The organism is Sporosarcina sp. FSL W7-1349, assembly GCF_038003045.1.
GTDB lineage: Bacteria > Bacillota > Bacilli > Bacillales_A > Planococcaceae > Sporosarcina.
The window spans coordinates 1099862-1120675 of sequence record NZ_JBBOOK010000001.1 but is presented as its reverse complement, the minus strand read 5'-3'; the positions used below and the strand labels follow the sequence as shown (position 1 = coordinate 1120675).

Annotated in this window: 21 protein-coding genes and 1 riboswitch; of the genes, 19 read left to right on the top strand and 2 right to left on the bottom strand. The window is 47.9% G+C overall.

What is annotated here, in order from left to right; translation table 11 throughout:
- The first annotated feature begins 108 nt into the window (after nt 1–108).
- From resA to MKY41_RS05580, 7 genes are all read left to right on the top strand, one after another.
- Nucleotides 109–633, top strand: coding sequence for a thiol-disulfide oxidoreductase ResA (resA, locus tag MKY41_RS05610; protein ID WP_340745641.1), 525 nt, complete (start codon nt 109–111; stop codon nt 631–633).
- A 15-nt stretch (nt 634–648) separates the two neighbouring features.
- Nucleotides 649–2304 carry a cytochrome c biogenesis protein ResB gene (gene resB / locus MKY41_RS05605; RefSeq protein ID WP_340744105.1) on the top strand — a complete coding sequence of 552 codons (1656 nt, stop codon included), beginning with the start codon at nt 649–651 and terminating at the stop codon, nt 2302–2304.
- On the top strand, nt 2304–3488 hold the full coding sequence (gene ccsB, locus MKY41_RS05600; protein ID WP_340744104.1) for a c-type cytochrome biogenesis protein CcsB: 1185 nt from the start codon (nt 2304–2306) through the stop codon (nt 3486–3488). The genes resB and ccsB overlap by 1 nt, the downstream gene beginning before the upstream one ends.
- Nucleotides 3489–3660: 172 nt before the next feature.
- Nucleotides 3661–4380 carry a response regulator transcription factor gene (locus MKY41_RS05595; RefSeq protein ID WP_340745640.1) on the top strand — a complete coding sequence of 240 codons (720 nt, stop codon included), beginning with the start codon at nt 3661–3663 and terminating at the stop codon, nt 4378–4380.
- Nucleotides 4381–4692: 312 nt separating this feature from the next.
- Nucleotides 4693–6474 (top strand): ATP-binding protein, encoded by a 1782-nt coding sequence (locus tag MKY41_RS05590; RefSeq protein WP_340744103.1) that lies wholly within the window; start codon nt 4693–4695, stop codon nt 6472–6474.
- A 45-nt stretch (nt 6475–6519) separates the two neighbouring features.
- The gene (gene sigX / locus MKY41_RS05585) at nt 6520–7056 is read left to right on the top strand and encodes an RNA polymerase sigma factor SigX (RefSeq protein WP_340744102.1); all 537 of its coding nucleotides are present in this window, start codon (nt 6520–6522) and stop codon (nt 7054–7056) included.
- On the top strand, nt 7049–8263 hold the full coding sequence (locus MKY41_RS05580; protein ID WP_340744101.1) for a hypothetical protein: 1215 nt from the start codon (nt 7049–7051) through the stop codon (nt 8261–8263). Before sigX ends, MKY41_RS05580 begins: the two co-directional genes overlap by 8 nt.
- On the opposite strand, the gene MKY41_RS05575 is transcribed toward MKY41_RS05580, so the two are convergent.
- Nucleotides 8238–8465, bottom strand: coding sequence for a hypothetical protein (locus MKY41_RS05575; RefSeq protein WP_340744100.1), 228 nt, complete (start codon nt 8463–8465; stop codon nt 8238–8240). The two genes, MKY41_RS05580 and MKY41_RS05575, sit on opposite strands and share 26 nt — an antisense overlap.
- 280 nt (nt 8466–8745) lie before the next feature.
- Nucleotides 8746–8876, top strand: a riboswitch (FMN riboswitch).
- 273 nt (nt 8877–9149) lie between these two features.
- Between MKY41_RS05575 and MKY41_RS05570 the strand changes: the two genes are divergently transcribed.
- Nucleotides 9150–9731, top strand: a complete 582-nt coding sequence (locus MKY41_RS05570) for an ECF transporter S component (protein ID WP_340744099.1) — start codon at nt 9150–9152, stop codon at nt 9729–9731.
- Between the two features lie 50 nt (nt 9732–9781).
- On the opposite strand, the gene MKY41_RS05565 is transcribed toward MKY41_RS05570, so the two are convergent.
- Nucleotides 9782–10033 (bottom strand): ferredoxin, encoded by a 252-nt coding sequence (locus MKY41_RS05565; RefSeq protein WP_340744098.1) that lies wholly within the window; start codon nt 10031–10033, stop codon nt 9782–9784.
- 205 nt (nt 10034–10238) lie between these two features.
- On the opposite strand from MKY41_RS05565, the gene MKY41_RS05560 reads away from it, so the two are divergent.
- From MKY41_RS05560 to MKY41_RS05510, 11 genes are all read left to right on the top strand, one after another.
- Entirely contained in the window at nt 10239–11300 is a 1062-nt protein-coding gene (locus MKY41_RS05560) for a helix-turn-helix domain-containing protein (RefSeq protein WP_340744097.1), read from the top strand.
- Nucleotides 11278–12717, top strand: coding sequence for a RecQ family ATP-dependent DNA helicase (locus tag MKY41_RS05555; protein ID WP_340744096.1), 1440 nt, complete (start codon nt 11278–11280; stop codon nt 12715–12717). Before MKY41_RS05560 ends, MKY41_RS05555 begins: the two co-directional genes overlap by 23 nt.
- 183 nt (nt 12718–12900) lie before the next feature.
- Nucleotides 12901–13563, top strand: coding sequence for a LysM peptidoglycan-binding domain-containing protein (locus MKY41_RS05550; protein WP_340744095.1), 663 nt, complete (start codon nt 12901–12903; stop codon nt 13561–13563).
- Between the two features lie 181 nt (nt 13564–13744).
- Nucleotides 13745–14437 (top strand): metallophosphoesterase, encoded by a 693-nt coding sequence (locus MKY41_RS05545; RefSeq protein WP_340744094.1) that lies wholly within the window; start codon nt 13745–13747, stop codon nt 14435–14437.
- Between the two features lie 18 nt (nt 14438–14455).
- The gene (locus MKY41_RS05540; RefSeq protein ID WP_340744093.1) at nt 14456–15433 is read left to right on the top strand and encodes a YpdA family putative bacillithiol disulfide reductase; all 978 of its coding nucleotides are present in this window, start codon (nt 14456–14458) and stop codon (nt 15431–15433) included.
- A 38-nt stretch (nt 15434–15471) separates the two neighbouring features.
- Nucleotides 15472–16155, top strand: coding sequence for a glutamic-type intramembrane protease PrsW (prsW, locus tag MKY41_RS05535; RefSeq protein WP_340744092.1), 684 nt, complete (start codon nt 15472–15474; stop codon nt 16153–16155).
- A gap of 259 nt (nt 16156–16414) precedes the next feature.
- Nucleotides 16415–17206 (top strand): spore cortex-lytic enzyme, encoded by a 792-nt coding sequence (sleB, locus tag MKY41_RS05530; protein ID WP_340744091.1) that lies wholly within the window; start codon nt 16415–16417, stop codon nt 17204–17206.
- 90 nt (nt 17207–17296) lie between these two features.
- Entirely contained in the window at nt 17297–18583 is a 1287-nt protein-coding gene (locus MKY41_RS05525) for a PepSY1/2 domain-containing protein (protein ID WP_340744090.1), read from the top strand.
- A 143-nt stretch (nt 18584–18726) separates the two neighbouring features.
- Nucleotides 18727–19398: a flagellar brake protein gene (locus MKY41_RS05520; protein WP_340744089.1), complete on the top strand. Its 672-nt coding sequence runs from the start codon at nt 18727–18729 to the stop codon at nt 19396–19398.
- A gap of 124 nt (nt 19399–19522) precedes the next feature.
- Nucleotides 19523–20200 (top strand): (d)CMP kinase, encoded by a 678-nt coding sequence (gene cmk, locus MKY41_RS05515; protein WP_340744088.1) that lies wholly within the window; start codon nt 19523–19525, stop codon nt 20198–20200.
- Entirely contained in the window at nt 20197–20778 is a 582-nt protein-coding gene (locus MKY41_RS05510; RefSeq protein WP_340744087.1) for a lysophospholipid acyltransferase family protein, read from the top strand. Before cmk ends, MKY41_RS05510 begins: the two co-directional genes overlap by 4 nt.
- The last annotated feature ends 36 nt before the right edge of the window (nt 20779–20814 follow it).

Sequence of the window (20814 nt, the reverse complement as noted above, 5' to 3'; positions counted from 1 at the left end):
CGCAAACGTTCACAATCCTTTCATGAATGTCCGGATTCCGAGGCGATCATTTTGTTATAATGGTATACGGAACTTATTTTTCAATAGGAGGAGACGGGTATGTCGATGATGGATAAAAAAAGAAAACGTCTAATCATCAGGACGATTGTTCTACTAGTGCTCGTTTCGGCAGTCATCTATTCAATAGCCTCGAAAGAGAAGGTGGAAGTCTTGGCAATCGGGGACAAGGCTCCGGATTTCGAGCTTGTCGACTTGGATGGTAATAAGCATCGCCTGTCCGATTATAAAGGCCAAGGGGTATTCCTGAATTTCTGGGGAACTTGGTGTCCGCCGTGCAAAGAGGAAATGCCTCATATGGAAAAGCAATATCAGGACTTTAAAGACAAAGGTGTCCAAATCTTGGCAGTGGATATTGCGGAACCGGTATTGAAAGTCGAGTCATTCCGAGATCAATACGGGTTGACATTCCCAATTGCGATCGACAAGAACAAAAGCGTCATGGAAGTCTATAATATTGGACCATTGCCAACGACTGTATTAATTGATAAAGACGGGAAAATCGTCCATATCGAAAAAAGAGGAATGAGCGAAGAAGTGATCCGGTCATTCATGGAACGCATTCAACCGAAGTAAGGAGTCTATTTCAATATGAGCAAAATCAAATGCCAGTGCGGTCATGAAAATCCATTTGGCACAGTGCTTTGTGAGCGATGTGGGAGACCTCAGACGGAAGAGACGAAAAAAAGTGAACTCGTCGACATGCGGTATGAAGGGGCGGCAAGAAGGTCCCAGACGTATAAAAGGTCCATCGTGGATAAAATATGGAACTTCTTTTCAAGTGTTAAAGTCGGCATCGGCATCATCATCGCAGTTTTATCCACTTCTGCCATTGGAACGATCTTTCCGCAGAAAGATTATATCCCAGTCGATCAAGGTTCAGAAGTCGAAGTAGCGGCTTATTATGAACGGGTTTACGGTTTTTTCGGCAAGATCTATTATCAATTCGGTTTTCACGATATGTACAGCAGCTGGTGGTTCAAGGTGCTGATCGGCATGCTCGGAATCTCCATCATTATTGCTAGTGTGGACCGGGTTGTACCGCTGTACAAATCATTAAAAAGACAGCGGACGAAGCGCCATACCTCCTTCATGAAAGTACAGCGTATTTTCGGGGAAGGCGCTGTGGCCGATCCGGATGATTCTTTGCAGAAAGCGGAAGAGAAACTGAAAGAGCTCCGTTATAACGTAAAAACGGAGGACGGTGCTATACTTGCGGAGAAAAACCGCTTTTCCCGCTGGGGTCCGTATGTCAATCATACTGGCTTGATCATTTTCTTGTTTGGTGTCCTATTGCGCGGCCTTCCAGGGTTTTATGTCGATGAAACGATGTGGATCCGCGAAGGAGAAGTTCGTCCTATCAAGGGCGCAGACGGGTATTATTTAGAGAATAATGAATTCATTGTGGAAAACTACTCAAAAGAAGAAGCGGATGCGGTATTCGGCGAAGCGCTGGACCGGGTAGGCAGCATCGTGAAAACCTACCAAACGGATGTGACGTTGTACAAGCAGGCGGAAGGTTCCTTGCCTGGACAAGCGGATCAGCTTGAAAAAATGACCGATTATTCGATTGCTGTAAACAAACCATTGAAATTCGATGGCTATAGTGTTTTCCAAATGTCCTACGGCTTGGATGAGTTAAAATCCATGACCTTTCAACTGACAGAGAAAGCAAGCGACAAATCACTCGGCGAATTTACAGTAGATCTTGAAAACCCGGAACGCACCTATGAACTTGCAAAGGATACACGTGTGGACTTGCTTGAATATTATCCTGATTATGACGGCGTCAAAGATGGAGAACTCGTTTCAAAATCCCCGGCTCCGAATAATCCGGCCTTCATTTTCAATATGGTCACGCCTGCAAACCCACAAGGCGAAAGAAGTTTTGTCGCCATCCGGAATACGTTTGAAGTGGAAGAGAATGATTACAAAGTCAGCTTCCGTGGAGTTGAAACACGGGATAAGTCCGGGTTAACGATTCGGAAAGACAAGACTTTGCCGATCCTCCTGCTAGGGGGCATCATCTTCATGATCGGTGTCATCCAAGGATCCTACTGGAACCATAGAAGGATTTGGGTGCAAAAAGGAGCGGATGGAAAGATGCTCGTTGCCGCTCATACGAATAAAAACTGGTTCTCGTTGAAGAAGGATTTGGACAAAGTGAAAGAGGTATCGGAGTTGCCGGCCTATGCAGATCGGCAAGACAAAGAGGCCAAAGGTGAAGAGGAAGGGGATACGCTGTAATGGGTTTAGCGAATATCAGTGCGACGCTCCTGGAAATTTCCTTCGTTGCCTATTTGATTGCGACCGCTTTTTTTGGCGGAGCGGTAAAAGGTGCGAAATCGGAATCGTCGTATAAAAATAATCGATGGGGCCAGATCGGTATTGTGATCACCATCATCGGGTTCATTACACATATCGGTTATTTTATAACAAGATGGATTGCGTCGGGACATGCGCCTGTCAGTAATATGTTCGAATTCACGACCGCTTTCGGCATGATGCTCGTCGGTGCGTTCATCCTCATATTTTTCTTATACCGCACGCCTTCTTTGGGGCTTTTCGCATTGCCGATCGCGTTGTTGATCATCGCGTATGCGAGCATGTTCCCGAAAGAAGTGACGCCGCTCATTCCCGCCTTGCAAAGTCATTGGTTGACAATTCACGTCATCACGGCAGCGCTCGGTGAATCGATCCTGGCCATCAGTGCGGTTGCCGGATTGATATATTTAATGAAGAATGTCGATATGACGAAAAAGTCAAAACAGCGGTTCTGGCTCGAGGCAGTCATGTTCGTCATAGTGATTGTCATCGGTTTTGTCCTATCAGCATCGACTTTCAAACTCATGGGGTATGAAGCGGATTTCAGCTATATCGACAAAAATGAACAGCCGGCCAAAATCACATACAATTACCCGCCGCTCTTCGGCATGAATGAATACGAAGCGCTGACACCGGACGCAATGACGCCATGGGCTGAACTGCCTCCTGTCATCAATGCGAAGACATTGACGACGTTCGTGTGGTCATTTGCAATTGGGACTGTTTTGTATATTCTTCTCCGGCTAATTCTCCGGAAGCCGATTGCCATGCTATTCCAGCCGTTTGCGCGCAAGGCGAATTTGCAGTTGATGGATGAGATCGGCTACCGTTCGGTGTTGATCGGATTCCCGGTCTTTACGCTCGGCGCACTCATCTTTGCGATGATCTGGGCACATGAAGCGTGGGCCAGATTCTGGGGTTGGGATCCAAAAGAAGTATGGGCATTGATCACCTGGTTGTTTTACGCGGCATTCCTTCATCTGCGGCTCTCTCGCGGATGGGAAGGGGAAAAGTCCGCTTGGCTTGCGGTCATCGGATTCATCATCATTATGTTCAATCTGATTGCCGTCAACTTAATCATTGCGGGTCTGCATTCATACGCATAAAGATTGACCAGGACTGCCCCTTTGTTTCACGATGGGGCAGTCCTTTTCTTTTTTTCGATTGCCAGGAAGGCAGTTTCAGTTATAGCGTGCCTTTTTAGAAAGCGACTTGTACAATGGAAATAGAAAAGTTTGTTAGGGTTGGTCGGATATTATGGAAAGGGGCTATGGAATGATGGAAGAAAAAGTGAAGTTGTTAGTGGTGGATGATGAGGAACGGATTCTTCGTTTGTTGAATATGTATTTAACCCGTGAAGGGTATGAAATTGACGAGGCAATGAACGGGTCGGAGGCGCTGGAAAAAGCGTTGGCTCAACAATATGACTGCATCTTGCTGGATGTCATGATGCCCGAAAAAGACGGGATGGAAGTGTTACAGGAACTGCGTGAGAAGAAAATCATGACACCGGTTATTTTATTGACAGCTAAAGGAGAGGAGTCGGACCGAGTATCCGGATTCGAATCGGGGGCGGATGATTACATCGTGAAACCGTTCAGCCCGAGGGAAGTCGTGTTGCGCGTCAAGGCGATCCTCAGAAGATCCGTGGCCTTCCCGGGCGCTGTCGCTTCGTCTGCATCGAAAGACTTGGTCGTCTTCCCGCAATTGACGATCGACCACGATGCACACCGCGTGACTGCGGAAGGGAAAGAGGTGAACCTGACGCCGAAGGAATACGAACTTCTCTATTTCCTGGCGAAATCTCCGGATAAAGTGTTCGATCGGGAACAACTATTGAAAGAAGTCTGGCACTATGAGTTTTTCGGTGATCTACGGACCGTTGACACCCACGTCAAACGGTTGCGTGAAAAATTGAGCCGCGTCTCCGATCAGGCGGCTAAAATGATTGTGACAGTATGGGGAGTCGGATATAAGTTCGAGGTCCCGCAAGAATAATGAAACCGTTGACGGTTCTAAAATGGGATATAGGTTTTAAAGCGGCTCACCTTGCGTGAGCCGTTTTTAGCTTTTGCCCCTCTTTTTTATTGCCATCATAGGAAGATAGACTTTAATTATAGAAAAATGCGGAATGGTCGGGCGTTATCAGGTATACTGAATACGGACAATCAAAAGAATCGGGCTCAAAAGTGCGAAGGGTTCTTTCGTAACTAATAAAGTGCCAATTGGTGAAATTATACGGGTACATATTGATAAAAAAAGCATTAGAACAGCGGTTTAGCTATAAAACAGTGTAAAGGAGCGTGTTCAATGAATAGAATATGGAACTCAATCGTCGGGAAGCTATGGGCCACCATATTGCTTCTCGTTTCCTTTGTCCTCTTCATCGTCACTGTCCTGCTTCTGGAATTCCTGAGTAATTTCCATGCGAAGCAGGCGGAGGATTCGTTGTGGCGAGAAGCATCGACGATTGCCAAAATCGTAGTGGACCATGATAGCGAATCTTCCATGCAAATGATCATCCATGATATTCTTGATGATGAAAAAAGTGCCATGATCGTCAGTCCGAGTGGAGAATTGAAGTACAGTTTCCATTCGGGGCTGAATACGGAACCAATCGAGAAGAAAATATTGGAAGACCGCACTTTGTACTCCCTTGACGAAGAAGTGAAAGAACCCGTGTTGAAGGAGATGATTCTTCCTTCCAATTCAGAGACGAATGTGATGGAACAATATTTTGTTCTAGGATTTCCTTTTGAAGATGGACAGGATCAAGTCGGTTCGGTCATCATTTACCAGAACATGGATGCAGTTCATCGAACGACCCAGCGGACGACACATATCGTCCTGTTATCTGCACTGATTGCGTTTGTCCTGACGACCTTTTTTGCGTTTTTCCTGTCGACCCGCATTACATCGCCGTTGCGGGGGCTGCGGCAGGCGGCGGGAGAGCTGGCGAAAGGGAATTTCGACACGCGGATTCCGGTTTTTCAAAATGATGAAATCGGCCAGCTGGCAACTGCGTTCAACCAGATGGGGAGGCAGCTGAAATACCATGTGGAATTGATCAATCAGGAAAAAGAGCAGCTGTCGAGCATTTTGACATCGATGACCGACGCTGTCATCACGTTCAATCGGGATGCCACCATCTTGCTACGCAATCCGCAAGCAGAGCGGATGCTTCAAAATTGGTACGCAAAAAACGATAAAATGGATGATACCATTCCACCGGAAGTCGTCCATATGCTCGATCATGTCGTTACCTTTGCAGAAGAAGTGGAAGATGAATTGGAGCTCGGCGGTCGATTTTATATGATCTCCCTCAGTCCATTGTATAGCGGAGACAGCATCCGCGGCGCGGTTGTCGTCTTTCGGGACATGACCGAACAGCATAAATTGGATAAACTGCGTTCCGATTTCATCGCTAACGTATCCCACGAACTGAGGACGCCGATTTCCATGCTGCAAGGGTATAGTGAAGCAATACTGGACGATGTCATTGCAAATGAAGAAGAGCGCAACGAGATGATTCAGATTATCCATGATGAGTCGATGAGGATGGGACGCCTCGTCACCGACCTGCTCGATTTGGCCCGGATGGAATCCGGCAATATGCGACTGTATGAAGAAGATGTCCCAATGATTCCGTTCCTAGGCAGGGTCCTGCATAAGTTCTCGCAAATTGCACGGGATGCCCATGTTGAATTGACTTTCCAATATCCGGAAGAGGACGATATCATCCTCCACGTCGATGCGGATCGGCTAGAGCAGGTATTCACGAACTTGATCGACAATGCGGTCCGGCACACTCCCGAAGGCGGAAATGTCGATCTCGGCATTGCTAAAAAGACGGATGCGGTTGAAATCACAGTATCCGATACGGGAATCGGAATACCGGAAGAGGATTTGCCTTTCATATTTGAACGGTTTTACAAGGCGGACAAGGCGAGAACCCGGAAAAAAGGCGGGACGGGTCTTGGCCTGGCAATTGCTAAAAATATTATCGATTCCCACGGCGGAGCCATTTCGGCACGGCGCGGAGATGAAAAAGGGACAGTATTCACTTGCCGTCTGCCGTTGAAAAGAATGTAACATTTTTAATTGATAAACGACTAATCCATTGAACGGGGGGATTGGATGAACGACTCCGTTTTCCACCGGCTTTATGATGAATACCATCACGATGTGTTCAAATTCCTCATCTATTTGACGGGCGACCGTGATCAAGCCGAGGATCTGATGCATGAGGTATATGTGAGGGTACTTAGGGCATATGCCGGATTTGAAGGGAAAAGTTCTGAAAAGACTTGGCTTTTTTCGATAGCGAAAAATGTGGCAATCGATCATTTTAGGAAATCCGCTGTCCGAAGAAAGCATTTATTCGATAAGTTCGACTGGGAAAAGAGCGAGCTCGTATCCACTGGCATCCTCCCAGATGAACTCGTCTCACTGAATGATGAGATGAAGGAGCTGCTGCAAGCGTTGGACACATGCACAGGCGATCAGAAAATGGTTGTCGTCATGCGGTATTTTCAAGACTTATCCATAGCAGAGACGGCCGAAGCGCTCGGCTGGACGGAAGGGAAAGTGAAAACAACACAGCATCGTGCCATCAAGGCGTTGCAAAAGAAATTACATGCCCGTTCGGCAGAAGGGAGGAGACCGAATGACTGAAGAGAAATGGGATGAAGGCAAGATTGAAAAGTTGCTGGACAGCATGCCGGATGTCCAAGATCAACGTTCCAAGTCTGAAATCCTGGATCGTTTACGGAAAGATGAAAGATTGCAGCATAGCGAAAGGTCCCTCCCGAACCGTCGAAAGTCTCTCGTTAAATGGATGCCCGCGGTAGTAACCGTTGCAGCTGTTCTCGTTCTTAGTTTACTCATCCCATCCATGCTCCGCAATGAAGAGGGGGCGATGAACGACGAGGCAGCTGAGTCGCAAAATATGAAGATGAGAACATTTGAGGACAACTCGCAGGAGAAGGCGATGGACGCCTCCAGCTCGGAGCAGGCAGAGTCCGCTGCCATCTCTTCACTCGACATGGCGGCCCAAAGCCATATTGTGTTGGCCGATGAATTGGCGGGTTACCATCCATTCCGAATTGGGTTAACACATGAGGCCCATGTCATCCCTATCACGTTTTTGATTTCTGAAGAGCGCTTTGCCCAAGACTTTCCGGGCGGCGAACAGGATAGCGTCAGAATATACAATCGATATGCTTCGGAGATTCCGGAAGAAGAGCTTGGATTCGATGATTATCATCCGTATATCGGCGGGATCATTGATGCAGTCGATGATATCAATCACCAAGTGCCGCCGGATCATGGATATGACATGTCTTCCTCCGCATTAGAAGTGTATAACAATACAGTGATTGAAACGTTTACCGATCATCAGCGGCTAAATACGATCGATGAAAAGGGAAATCCAGCCACTTTTGACCAAGTAGGGACGAAAGAGCCGATTCCTTTGACAGCCGGGAAGCGCCCGCTTCCGTATTATAAATACTCGATGCCAACAGGGGCCACGTATCTTGTGCCGAGCGGCGGCATCCCGTTCGATGATGTGGAAAGCGCATTGCAAGCAATGAAGGAATCCCCGAATGATTTGGTCGACGTAATTGTTCCTGAAACCGTCGATTATGATATAGAAGTCACGAAAGGAATCGTGACGATTTCGTTCAAGGAGCCGTTGGACTTGGAAGGGATGGAACCCGATGCCGCCACGGACTTGATTGAGGGCTTCATGTTGACGGCGAATAATTATGATATGGTGGTCAAACTCAATCATACAGTGCAAGATCACTATTCCAAGTACGATCTGACCGAAGTTTTACCCGAACCGGCCGGCGTCAATCCGATGCTGTTGCCGGAATGAAATACGATGGATCATAAACAGGGGGCTGTCCGGACAGACGGATAGCCCCTATTTTTTTGGCATGCAGGGGGATTTCTGCTACTATATAGAACGAACAAATGATTTGTACTTCGTGACTCCAGTTGCTTGGAGTGGAAGGCGGCGACTCCAGCGGGAACAGCACGAGCTGAAGACCCCGCAGGAGCGTAGCGAAAGCCGTCACGAAGAACGGCTTTTGCGCCAAAAAGCGTAGCGTTTGGCAGCACAGGATGCCTTAATTTCTGCAAAGTGCGCAGAAATTAAGGCAAATCGAACCCTACGCTGTTCGATTGGCTGAAGCCGTGCCCGCGGAAAGCGTCCGCCTGTAACGGAAAGCGACGGTTTGGTAATTTCAGTTTCTTTAGTTTGTTTTATATAAATAAAACTATTTACTTACGTAGGTAAACTTTATTGTTTACAAAACAAGAAGGTTCGTATATAATGAGAATTGTAAAAGAATATTGATTCATCTTCGGGGCAGGGTGTAATTCCCGACCGGCGGAAATGGAAAGTAATTTCTTAGCCCGCGAGCGTAACAGCTGATTCCGGTGAGATTCCGGAGCCGACAGTATAGTCTGGATGGGAGAAGGTGAAGGTGCAGTCCTGTTTTTGTGTACTTCACAAAAAAGGGCGCTTATTTAAGCTGGAATTCGGTGGATCCAGGAACAGAGGGTAAGCTATAAGTTGTTTGCCCTGCAAAGTCATTGCAATTATGCAGCCGACTGACTGTTCACTAGGTTCCGAGACCATGTTTCTTAAGTATGCCTTTCAACTCCCTGGAGCGTATTGCTTTAGGGAGTTTTTCGTGAATGACAAGCTGGGCGACCTTTCCTCTTTTGAAGTGAATCGCAAAAGGAGAGAGGAAACAATGAAGAACAACAAATTACGCAAGATGATTCTCATCGCAATTCTGGGAAGTATCGGTACAATTCTGATGCAATTCAACTTCCCGCTGCCTGCTTTGCCGGCATTCTTGAAAATCGACTTTGGTGAAATTCCGGCTGTCCTTGCAGTTATGACAATGGGGCCGGTTGGCGGAATCGCAGTCGAATTGATCAAAAACATCATGCACTGGTTCATGTCAGGAAGTCCTACAGGCGTGCCTGTCGGCGAAATCGCCAACTTTACGACTGGAATCCTCTTCATCATGCCAATTTACTGGATTTTCAAGAGATTCCAAAGTACGAAAGGGCTGGCTGCCGGTTTAATCGCCGGGACTGTCACAATGGCCGTTGGTATGAGCGTATTAAACTACGCCCTCTTCTTGCCGATGTACACGTATTTCCTTAACATGCCGGTCATGTCCGGAGATGCACTTTACTCCATGATCGTCCTAGGGATTTTGCCTTTCAACCTGATCAAAGGCATCATGCTTCTTGCTGTTTCTCTATTACTATTCAAAAGTATGGAGAGATGGATCATCCAACAAAAAGCGCAGCTGTCTGCGTAACGATATAAAAATAAAACCGCGTCCCATTTGCAGGGACGCGGTTTTTATCATCATTCATATTTTAATGGATCGCCATCGAATGGTTCATCCGCCATTTTGATCGAGTCGGTCGGACAACCGTCGAACGCATCTTCCAAATCATCCATCAATTCTTCTGGAACCGCCATAGTACCCGTGTTATCATCAAGGATAACGTAAGCGATCCCTTCATCGTCGTAGTCATAAATATCCGGAGCAGCGGCACCACATGCTCCACATGCGATGCATGTGTCCTGATCGACGATGGTATATTTTTTTGACATAGTCTTTCTCTCCTCTTTTCTACAAAAAACGATTTAGTTCTCATTCTATTCTAATGATGTTGCCGCTAGTTTTCAACAATCAAATCCTAGCGTCCGCAAATTGGCTAATCCGAAGAGGCTTTATGTTTTCATCAATTGTCTGAAAAGGTAAATGATAGAAATACAATAGAATCCAACTACGCTTGGTGAAAGGGGGGATGAATCATTGAATCTACCGATGCTTCTACTCGGGATCCTATGCAAGATGGATGGCGAGCGTACGATAGCTGCCAGTTTCCATCTGTTGCGGGGCAAGCGCTCGGGCCAAACATTACAAGATGTAAAGTATTATGGGGTGAAGAGTTTTTTCGGTCTCTTGCCGAAGTTGCCGGCCGGGCAATTTGAAAAGGCGGTGGAAGTCCTGAAACAAGATGGTCTCGTCTCGGCATCCCCTGAGTCGCTCATCTCGTTGAGTGCGAAAGGACGGGAAGCGGCGGAACGTTTGCCTGATTTCCATTTCAGCGGGATGGACTACCAAGGAAGAGAGATGATTTTTTTCGGAAGGCTCTCGCTGACCGTTCAGACCTTATCCCATTTCCGGGCTGGGCAGCCATCCTTCTTGCCTGTTCAAAAAGACCGGGACATCCAGCATCATGTCAGGCGGCTCCTTGCCAAGCCCGCCATCCAGGATCCTGCCTTTGCCGGGCGGCTTAAAGATGAGTTGAAGCAAGTCTTGCGGCGCAGCGGAATGGATGATCGCCAAAAGGCTATTTTCATCCATCGGCTGGCAGGCTATCGGTTGAGCGGCTGGACGTGGGACCAGTTGGGGGAACGGTTTCAATTGGATCCTTTCGATGTCCACCTTTTGTTCATAGAGGGCTTGCATCGGATTTTGCGGGTGATCGAATCATCGTCGGATCTGCCTCTCCTACATTTTATGGCTGAAAATGTCAAAGTGACTTCCTATTTAACTGATTCATCCCGAGAAACGAAGCGGATGTTCGACAGTGGTATGAAAATGGAGGAGATTGCGGCAGCACGCCGATTGAAAATGAGCACGATCGAAGACCATTTCGTGGAGATGGCCATCAATGATCCCTCTTTCCCCTTAGTTCAATTCGTCCAGGAAGGAGTAGTCGACGAAGTGATTGAGAAGGCGAAAGAACTGGGGACGAAACGGCTCCGACCGTTAAAGATGGAGTTTGACTCATTGACCTATTTTCAATTGCGTCTCATCTTAGGCGCGCGGACGGGGAGGGAAGCAGATGGATTTACGGAAAGCACTTAAAGCCCATTTCGGGTATGAAAGGTTTCGGCCCGGTCAGGAAGACGTCATCCGACATATCGTGGACGGGAAGGATACGATCGCAATTCTGCCGACCGGCATGGGGAAATCGCTTTGCTATCAGCTGCCTGCCTATGTAAACGAAGGAACGGTCCTGATCATTTCACCTCTCGTCGCTCTCATGGAGGACCAAGTGGCGATTATGAAGAAGAACGGGGAAAAGCGGGTTGTGGCATTAAATTCGTTTCTTTCCTTTTCCGATAAAAAGCGAATTATTGACCAGCTGCATATGTATAAATTTATCTTTCTATCCCCGGAAATGCTCACCCAGCCTTATGTAAGAAGGAAGCTTCGTGAACTCACGTTGTGCTGCATTGCGATAGACGAAGTTCATTGCATTTCCCAGTGGGGGTTTGATTTTCGTCCTGATTATTTACGATTGGGTCATTTTTTCGACAGCCTTCGAAACCGTCCGCCGATTCTAGCTTTGACGGCTACGGCGAATCGGCAGGTAACGAAGGACATTGACCAGTATTTGCATCTGCAGGAGCCTGAAATCATTCGGCAGTCCATCGACCGTCCAAACATCTCCTACTCGCTTGCCGTGTTGAATTCGGAATTGGAAAAAACGGGATGGTTGCGGAAGCGACTTCGGGAGACGGTCGGCCCCGGAATCATCTACGTCGCCTCCCGGAAACGGGCCGATGAACTCGCGCTTGAACTGAAGGATACGAACCGGACAATCGCATCCTATCACGCAGGAAAAGAAGCGGAAGATCGGGCTTTCATCCAAGAACAGTTCATAAATGGAGAATTGGATTGGATTTGTGCGACAAATGCCTTCGGAATGGGTATACATAAAGAGGATATCCGACAAGTCATCCATGATCATTTACCGCAATCCATTTCGGGCTATATCCAGGAAGTAGGGCGCGCCGGCCGTGACGGCAAGGAATCGGCGGCAACATTGCTCTATTCGGAAGAGGATGGACAGAAAATCCGGTTTATCATTGAAGAAGATCTGCCGCGTCCTAGTGAGGTGCGCCTCTATTCGCAACTGATTTCAGAAGGCATGGCACCGGAAGATGCTGCGAATCGGGCAGGATTCAGCGATACGGGAAAACGGGTGATTGATTTTTATTTGGAACAATGGCCGGTGGAAGAGGTCAATGCCCGGATGGAAGCGTTGCGCGGGGAAAAGGTAGCGGAACTGAAGAAAATGATTCACTTGCTGCATTCCGGTCGGTGCATTCGTGAAGAACTGTTGTCATTTTTCGACGAAACATGTGAAATGAAACCGAAGTCCTGCTGTTCTGTTTGTGGAATCGAAGAGGATGACTGGATTCGGGACTGCACAAGGGAAGAGACGAGACAAGAGTGGATGGGATGGGAGGAAAGACTTGCCAAACTGCTAGGGTGACAGGCCGGATTCCCTACTGATTCTATCCGGGAATTTCAGAATATGTCGGAAAATGTCCGCTTGAGATGAAAAACACCGAAATGGCCCAGCTTGCGAAAGAGGTGAGGTGCGGCGAGTGATTGATTTTTCCACCAGAATTCGTCATAATAAGAGGAACAGCACGACGGGATAGGAGAATGTAACATGGATAAAGATGATTTCAAAGCTGAATTCGAAGAACATCGGAAGGAAATTAGCCTGGAGGAAGAGGATGATTCTGGACGTTTGCCATCCCGTGTCGAATTACATCGCACAAAAAGGAATCCAAAAAGGAAATCCAATCATCTCTTGCTCAATGTCATCCTTGGTCTTTTCACTCTCATTCCGGTCGGAATTTTAGTGTATGTCATCTCCGATTTTTATTCACCGGACGATAAAACATCCGCCCAGGTGGAGGATTCCGGCGTACGGATTGAAATCGATAATTCGGAACCGCAAAGCAAGGATGCAGCCGCGGAAAAGTCCGATCCTGATGAGCAAACATTAGCGGAAAAAACAGGAAGTACCTCAAACGAACCGGCAAAACCGGTTGAGGCAGTAAAAGAGCCGGCTTCCACACCGCAGCCGGAAACGAAACCGACACCTCCGAAACCGGAGCAGCCAGCAGAAAAGCCGAAAGCGGACCCTAAACCGGAACAGCCTCAGTCCACCGGTAAAACACATGTTGTCGCGGCGAGTGAAACATTGTACCGGATTGCTGTAAATTATTACGGCTCAGGCTCGGATGCGAATTTGGAGAAAATCCGGCGCGCCAACGGCCTGTCGTCGAATAATATCCAAGTAGGACAAAAACTGATCATTCCGTGATATAGAACAGAAATTATAAAGGCAAAGTGCACACTTTGCCTTTTTGCACGCGTTTTAGAAACAATTTGCTGAATAATAAAGGTGGTGCATCGTTACGGGGAGCAAGATAGTTGGGGCATTCTTTTCTCTTATGGTCGGTTTCCTAACTTATATGTACGTAAATGCCAAGCGGAGAAATGTCATGTACCATGAAATGACTGTCAACGATTCCCGCAATGGGAAGGACGAATTATCGGTCTTTTTCATTTCGGATATTCACCGCAGGGAAATCGATGAGAAACTTCTCCTCCAATTACGGGAAGCCGGGAAGTTCGATCTTGTCATCCTCGGCGGGGATTTGGCGGAAAGAGGAGTGCCGCCCCGTCGGATCGATGAGAATGTTAAACGGCTTTCCGAACTGGGCCCGCTTTTCTTCGTATGGGGAAACAATGATCGGGAAGTGGGGGAGCCGCTGATTCGCGATATTTTGGCTCGTCATGGCTGCGTCATTTTGGAGAATCGGGCAGCATCCGTACCAGGCCATCCGGATTGGATGATTTGCGGGACGGATGATCCGTCGAGCCGAAAAGTCGATATTGATTCCACTCTACGTTATATTGATAGAGGAAAATATAGTATTTTAGTCACTCATACACCGTCCGTATTCCGCAAGGTGGAGCGACAATTCCAGCCTTGTGTAATGTTGGCGGGCCATACCCATGGCGGCCAAATCCGTCTTGGCAAGCTCGGCATCCAAGATAAAGGGAAGTTTTGGCTGGAAGGCGGGCGGGCAAAATTGATCAGCAACGGATATGGCACGTCCACGGTGCCCTTCCGATTGGGTGCCGATCCAGAATGCCATGTCATCAAGATCAAGTATGGGGATTTGCAGTGAAGGAGTGCAATGTAAAAAATGATAGAGAAAGATGCAATCGTCGTCGGTGGCGGGCCATGCGGTCTGTCGGCGGCTATCGAATTAAAGAATAAAGGGTTGGAAGTCCTGATCATCGAAAAGGGGACGATCGTGAATGCGATCTACCATTATCCGACCCATCAGACTTTTTTCAGCTCCAGTATCAAATTATCAATCGGTGATATCCCGTTCATCACGGCGGCGGAAAAACCGAGACGCAATGATGCACTTGTTTATTACCGGCAGGTCGCAATGTTGAAGGATTTGGAAATCAACAGTCATGAAAAGGTGTTGGACGTCATAAAAGAAAAGGAGCGTTTCCGCATAGTTTCCGACAAGGCGGAATACGAGGCAAGGCATGTCGTCATCGCGACTGGATATTATGATAATCCGAACCGCTTGGGGGCGGAAGGGGCGGACCTTCCGAAAGTGCATCACTATTTCAAAGAAGCACATCCCTATTTCAAAAAACATGTTGTCGTCATCGGAGGGAAGAACTCCGCAGTGGATGCGGCACTGGAACTGGAACGGGCAGGTGCGTATGTGACAGTCGTCTACCACGGATCCGATTATTCCCCAAGCGTGAAACCGTGGATCCTACCAGGATTCGACAGCTTGGTCCGCAATGGAGCGATCACGATGCATTTCAATGCGACCGTCGAGAAAATCACCGAGGATTCGGTGATGATCCGGAAAGGTGATGAACTGTTCACCATTGAAAACGATACGGTTTTTGCGATGATCGGTTATCATCCGGACCATGATTTTTTCAGAAAAATCGGTATTCAAATTGATGAAACGAGCGGTAGTCCCGTATTTGATGAAGAAACAATGGAAACGAACGTGGCTGGGCTCTATATTGCCGGAGTCATCGCAGCCGGAAACGATGCTAACCGGATTTTCATCGAGAATGGTCGATTTCATGGAGGATTGATCGCGGAGAATATTGCGAAAAAACAACTAACGGTAAGCGAGTAGGCCGCGGTTCGATTGCCGGCTGAGACAGGGGGCCATCCATGTTCATATTGCTCACTGTAGCGATTGCGCCTGGTTTGGCGCTCTTCAGCTATTTTTATTTGCGGAAACAGATTGCCAAAGAACCGTCCCGCACATTGTTTCATACATTCATCTATGGAGCGATCATGACGTTCCCAATTCTGTTCATTCAATATGTCTTCGAGGAAGAACATGTATTTTCAAGTGAATTCCTCCGGGCTGTCGTCTTCACGAGCGGGTTGGAAGAATTCTTCAAATGGCTGATCTTATTGATCGCCATCTATCGGCATATGGAGTTCGAGGATGCGTATGACGGTATTTTGTATGGGGCGAGTGTGTCGCTTGGATTTGCCACGGTGGAGAACATCATCTATTTGCTGACGTTCGGCATGGATACCGCCTTCCTCCGCGCCTTGCTGCCAGTATCGAGCCACGCGCTTTTCGGGGTCGTCATGGGGTATTATATCGGAAGGGCCAAATTCGCAGTCGAGTCCAATAAACGTTGGACGCTTTTCATCGCGTTTCTTGCGCCGTATTTCCTTCATTGTGTATATAATACGATCTTGCTCATTCACGACATCTGGCTGTATTTGATCATCCCCTTCATGCTGTTCCTCTGGTGGTTCGGCTTGACCCGGGTGAAATATGCGCATATCTTCGCGATGCGTCAATTCAGAAGAAAAGCTCAAATTAATCAAGACTAATCCCGCTTCGGCGGGATTTTTTGTATTTATTCAGCGGTTGACTGGGTAGATTTTGAAGTGTGAAAAGGAAGGTAGTCTAGGTGTGCGACTTCTTTAAAGTGCCTAAATTTCCGCGGAATGCAAACCCTTCGCAGTTCGAGAGCCGTGCCTTAATTTCCGCAGAGTGCGCGGAAATACAGCAAATCGAACCCTTCGCTGTTCGATTCTCTCTTTTTTTAAATAAAAATCCTATCTTTGGGCAAGCTGAGGGAAAGGAGGAATGCAAGTGAAACGAATGGTGATCCGGATGGTGGCCATCGTCCTTTTACTAGGAACGGCGTATGCCACTTCTCCAAATCAAATCGATGCTTTTAGCGCACGGGACTTGGCAAGGGGCGCGAACGGAGACGACGTTATTGAACTCCAGGCAAGACTCCAATATATCGGATATTATCATGGAGCCATTGACGGGAAATTCGGATATTCGACCTATTGGGCGCTGCGGAATTTCCAGGAGAAATTCGGTCTGCCTGTCGATGGAATTGCGGGAGCTCAAACGAAGAAAAAGTTGGCGGCTGCTTCCCAGTATGATGAGAAGTTTGTACAAGACAACATACGGAAGGGCAATCAATTCACCTATTATGGAAATAAACCGTTATCTTCGCAAGTGTCCCAAGGCGGTGCCAAGAAAGATCCGATCCAGTTGCCTGCCAAGTATTCCGACCAGGATCTGAAACTTCTGGCCAATGCGGTTTACGGGGAAGCCCGGGGTGAGCCGTATGAGGGACAAGTGGCGGTTGCTGCAGTCATCTTGAACCGCATCGAGCACCCGGATTTCCCTGATACGGTAGGCGGAGTCATCTTTCAGCCGGGCGCCTTTACCGCGGTTGCAGACGGACAAATCTGGCTGGAGCCGAATGAACGGGCAAAAGAAGCCGTGTTGGATGCCATCAACGGGTGGGATCCATCTGAAAATGCCATCTATTATTTCAACCCGATCACAGCGACAAGCAAATGGATCTGGTCGCGCCCGCAAATCAAAAAAATCGGGCTGCATGTTTTCTGCATGTGATCCGGATGACGGAAATGACAACGGCAATGAGAGGAGGCAGGCAAAGATGAGCGGGAAATCTACAATTCCGACGAATCATTTTGCCGACATATGAAAAAAACAATATTCGTTCTAGTATACGCCATCGCAGCCATTTCGATTTATGCCTATGGCAAAACAACGGAAAGTGAAAAGCTTGCCCTCGCACTGAGCGGGCAATATGCGAAAAAAATGGCCGATGCCTCGGAAAAATTGGAAGAGCTGGATACGGCGGTCAAGAAGACGCTACTATTTAATGAATCGGATGGTTCGGCACAAGCCAGAGAAGATATTTGGCGATTATCCTCCGATATCAAAAGCTCCATCTCTGCTTTGCCGTTAGATTCGGGCTTTTCGACGTCATGGATGAACTACTTGGGGCGTCTGGGCGATTATGCCAAGGACGGCGACCGTTATCATGATTCTGAAAAATTCCATCAAGTGATGAGACAAGCGTCCAAGAACTTGGGCGAGCTCGCGGATGAATGGGAAGTCGCGACCGCTGGCATGGTCAGCGGAAGATTGTCGATGGATGGATGGACGGATCGGCTGAACAATGTGGAATCCGGTTACGACTGGTCGAAAATGGGCAATACAGTGAAGCAATACACAGAAAGCGATTTTCCGTTGACGGCGAGCGAATCGGATTCTCAGAAAAAGAAAGAGCTCCGGGATCTGAAGGATGCCGAAGTGACCCGGGAGGAAGCAGTGGAGCGCTTCAAAGAACTATTTCCTTCCGTTTCCAATGAAATTGTCGAAGTGGGCTCAAGCCAGGCGGGGTCGCCTTATCCTTTCTACCATATCCGCTTTGCGGAAGACGAATCAATTGGCTATATCGACATTACGAAAAAGGGTGGACACGTCCTTTCTTTTCTTTCCGAAAGACCTTTCGGCAGGGAAGAGCAGCCTTTCGAAGATATTCAACGGAATGCGGAACGCTTTTTGAAAGCTGCCGGTTATCGTGATGTGGTACAGGAAGAAGCGCGGGAAAATAACAATGTCTGGCATCTTGTCTATGTCCGGGTCGAACCGGAATATGACGCGAAGGTCTTTTCGGATGTTATCCACTTGAAAGTAGCCAAAGATAATGCAAACGTGGTCGGCTTGGATGCCTCCGAGTATATCCGGAAGGAAAATACAGCAAGACAACCGATTATCGACATCGATTGGAACACTTTTTTCCATTCGGACGTTGAAATAGTCAAAAAGGAACTCGCCTACGTGGAGAATAATCAGCTAGAACAACGGCTGGCACATTATTTGACTGTCCTATCCGTTGAGCATGGCATACCGGGCACCTATGCCGTCGTTGTCGATACAGAAACAGCCGAAGTGATCAAAACCGAGAAGCTGGATTAGCATTGGCACCCAAAATCCATATTGGAATTTCCCTCCTGACATGCCATAATGGAAGTAGGAATAGTGGAATGGTATTGTATGTCGGTTTGTGACCTTAGTCATGTATAGGCCGATTCGAATCGATGCCATGAAACGGAATTCGGATGACTTCAGGATGGCGGGTGTTTGCAATGCTATTGACAGTCGGTACTATCATTGTAATCGATAAAGAATATACGAAAGACAGCGAAAAGTATAAAAGCAAGGTGGTCGATATCGGGGAAGATCACGTCATGATCGACTACCCGACCCATATCGAAACGGGCCGGACCACCTTTATCATCGATGGGACTACATTGCTCGTAACTTTCATCGACCAAAATAAGATTTCCTACGCGTTCAAGACGGAAGTATGCGGTAGGTTGAATAAAGGGATCCCGATGTTGAAGTTGTCATATCCGGGAGACGATCAGCTGTACAAGATTCAGCGGCGCGAATTCGTCCGAGTAGACACCGCAATCGACGTGGCGGTTGAAACGGAGGAAGGTTTCAGCCAGTTTGTCGCGGAAGATTTGAGCGCGGGCGGGATCGCCCTCAATATTCCCCGTAACGTCCCGTTCAAGGAAGAGGATGTAGTCAATTTGACGATCGTTCTCCCTTTCTTGGATAAGGAAATCAAATATGTCCGGACGCTTGCAAAAGTGGTCCGTATTTGGGAGAAGAATGGCCGGACGATCGGCTCCCTTCAATTCGAAGACATCGAAGCCGTCGACAGGCAATATATCATTCGTTTCTGTTTCGAGCGGCAATTGCAAACGAGAAATCGGGAGTCGTAAGATAGGGATTGACATGTTTTTCATTCCAATCAAGACTCATACAAAGGGGAAAGTCTGCATGAACGGGACTTTTCCCTTTTCGATATGATACAATGTTTTCGAATTGACTACGGGGGTAGATGATATGGTAAATGGCATTCAAATTGCGATTGATGGTCCGGCGGGTGCGGGGAAGAGCACCGTTGCCAAAATGGCAGCCGAAAAACTGGGCTTTACGTATATTGATACAGGAGCGATGTATCGCGCGTTGACGCATAAGGCGCTCACCGATCACATAGATATAAATGACGAGGATGCGATGAAGCGCTTGTTACTGCATACGGACATCCACCTGCTTCCATCCGCAAAAGGGCAAGCCGTCCTGTTGGATGGAGAGGATGTATCGGAAGCAATCCGTACCCAAGAAGTGACGAAAGCGGTATCGGCAGTCGCGGCACATCCATCTGTTCGTCTGTTGATGGTGGACAAACAGCGCCAGTTGGCGAACAATAAAGGTGTGGTCATGGATGGCCGGGATATCGGCACGGATGTATTGCCGCATGCGCAATTGAAAATTTTCCTAACTGCTTCTGTAGAAGAGCGGGCGTTGCGGCGCTTTAAAGAAAATGACGGGCGCGGCATCCATACCTCTTTGGAACAATTGCAAGCGGATATAAGCGAGCGGGACCGCGCAGATAGTGAACGGAAAGCATCCCCTCTCCGGCAAGCCGAAGACGCAATCCTGGTCGACTCCACCTCGATGACCATCGGGGATGTCGTGGAAAAAATCAGGGAGCTGGCGGAAGAGAGGATGGTCCGATGAATCTGTATCCTTTCGGAAAGGCGGCCGTCAGCACGCTTTTCTATCCATTGTTCCGCATTAAAGTGATCGGCAGGGAGCATTTCCCGAAAGAAGGCGGCGTCTTGTTATGTACAAACCACATTCATAACTTTGATCCGCCTGTTGTCGGCATCACTTGCCCGCGGACGGTGCATTTCATGGCGAAAGAAGAACTTTTCAACGCGCCTATATTGAAAAGTCTCCTTCCGAGCCTCCAGGCATACCCTGTGAAACGGGGGATGAGCGATCGGGAAGCTTTCCGGAACACGTTGAAGCATCTCCGCTCCGGAAAAGTTGTCGGCCTGTTTCCGGAAGGGACAAGAAGCAAAACCGGGGAACTTGGCAAAGGGTTGGCAGGTGCAGGTTTTTTCGCACTGAAAGGCGATGCCGTTGTCGTTCCGTGTGCCATCATAGGCCCCTACGCACCGCTCCGGCAGTTGAAAGTCGTTTACGGGAAACCGCTGGACATGACCCCGTACCGGGAGCGCAAGGCCTCTGCGGAAGAGGTGACAGAAGTCATCATGGAGGAAATCCGCAAGCTTCAGCAACAAAATAAATGAAAAATGTAAGGGTAAATTTTTGTTTTTATGGATAGA

Excerpts from the sequence above, each read along its gene's own strand:
- cmk (WP_340744088.1), top strand. The coding sequence starts at position 19,523 with ATGGTAAATGGCATTCAAATTGCGATTGATGGTCCGGCGGGTGCGGGG.
- MKY41_RS05550 (WP_340744095.1), top strand. The coding sequence starts at position 12,901 with ATGGATAAAGATGATTTCAAAGCTGAATTCGAAGAACATCGGAAGGAA.
- sigX (WP_340744102.1), top strand. The coding sequence starts at position 6,520 with ATGAACGACTCCGTTTTCCACCGGCTTTATGATGAATACCATCACGAT.
- MKY41_RS05545 (WP_340744094.1), top strand. The coding sequence starts at position 13,745 with ATGTACCATGAAATGACTGTCAACGATTCCCGCAATGGGAAGGACGAA.
- MKY41_RS05595 (WP_340745640.1), top strand. The coding sequence starts at position 3,661 with ATGGAAGAAAAAGTGAAGTTGTTAGTGGTGGATGATGAGGAACGGATT.
- MKY41_RS05565 (WP_340744098.1), bottom strand. The coding sequence starts at position 10,033 with ATGTCAAAAAAATATACCATCGTCGATCAGGACACATGCATCGCATGT.
- MKY41_RS05570 (WP_340744099.1), top strand. The coding sequence starts at position 9,150 with ATGAAGAACAACAAATTACGCAAGATGATTCTCATCGCAATTCTGGGA.
- sleB (WP_340744091.1), top strand. The coding sequence starts at position 16,415 with ATGCAAGTGAAACGAATGGTGATCCGGATGGTGGCCATCGTCCTTTTA.
- MKY41_RS05520 (WP_340744089.1), top strand. The coding sequence starts at position 18,727 with ATGACTTCAGGATGGCGGGTGTTTGCAATGCTATTGACAGTCGGTACT.
- MKY41_RS05540 (WP_340744093.1), top strand. The coding sequence starts at position 14,456 with ATGATAGAGAAAGATGCAATCGTCGTCGGTGGCGGGCCATGCGGTCTG.
- MKY41_RS05525 (WP_340744090.1), top strand. The coding sequence starts at position 17,297 with ATGAAAAAAACAATATTCGTTCTAGTATACGCCATCGCAGCCATTTCG.
- resA (WP_340745641.1), top strand. The coding sequence starts at position 109 with ATGGATAAAAAAAGAAAACGTCTAATCATCAGGACGATTGTTCTACTA.
- MKY41_RS05580 (WP_340744101.1), top strand. The coding sequence starts at position 7,049 with ATGACTGAAGAGAAATGGGATGAAGGCAAGATTGAAAAGTTGCTGGAC.
- ccsB (WP_340744104.1), top strand. The coding sequence starts at position 2,304 with ATGGGTTTAGCGAATATCAGTGCGACGCTCCTGGAAATTTCCTTCGTT.
- MKY41_RS05555 (WP_340744096.1), top strand. The coding sequence starts at position 11,278 with ATGGATTTACGGAAAGCACTTAAAGCCCATTTCGGGTATGAAAGGTTT.
- MKY41_RS05510 (WP_340744087.1), top strand. The coding sequence starts at position 20,197 with ATGAATCTGTATCCTTTCGGAAAGGCGGCCGTCAGCACGCTTTTCTAT.
- MKY41_RS05590 (WP_340744103.1), top strand. The coding sequence starts at position 4,693 with ATGAATAGAATATGGAACTCAATCGTCGGGAAGCTATGGGCCACCATA.
- resB (WP_340744105.1), top strand. The coding sequence starts at position 649 with ATGAGCAAAATCAAATGCCAGTGCGGTCATGAAAATCCATTTGGCACA.
- prsW (WP_340744092.1), top strand. The coding sequence starts at position 15,472 with ATGTTCATATTGCTCACTGTAGCGATTGCGCCTGGTTTGGCGCTCTTC.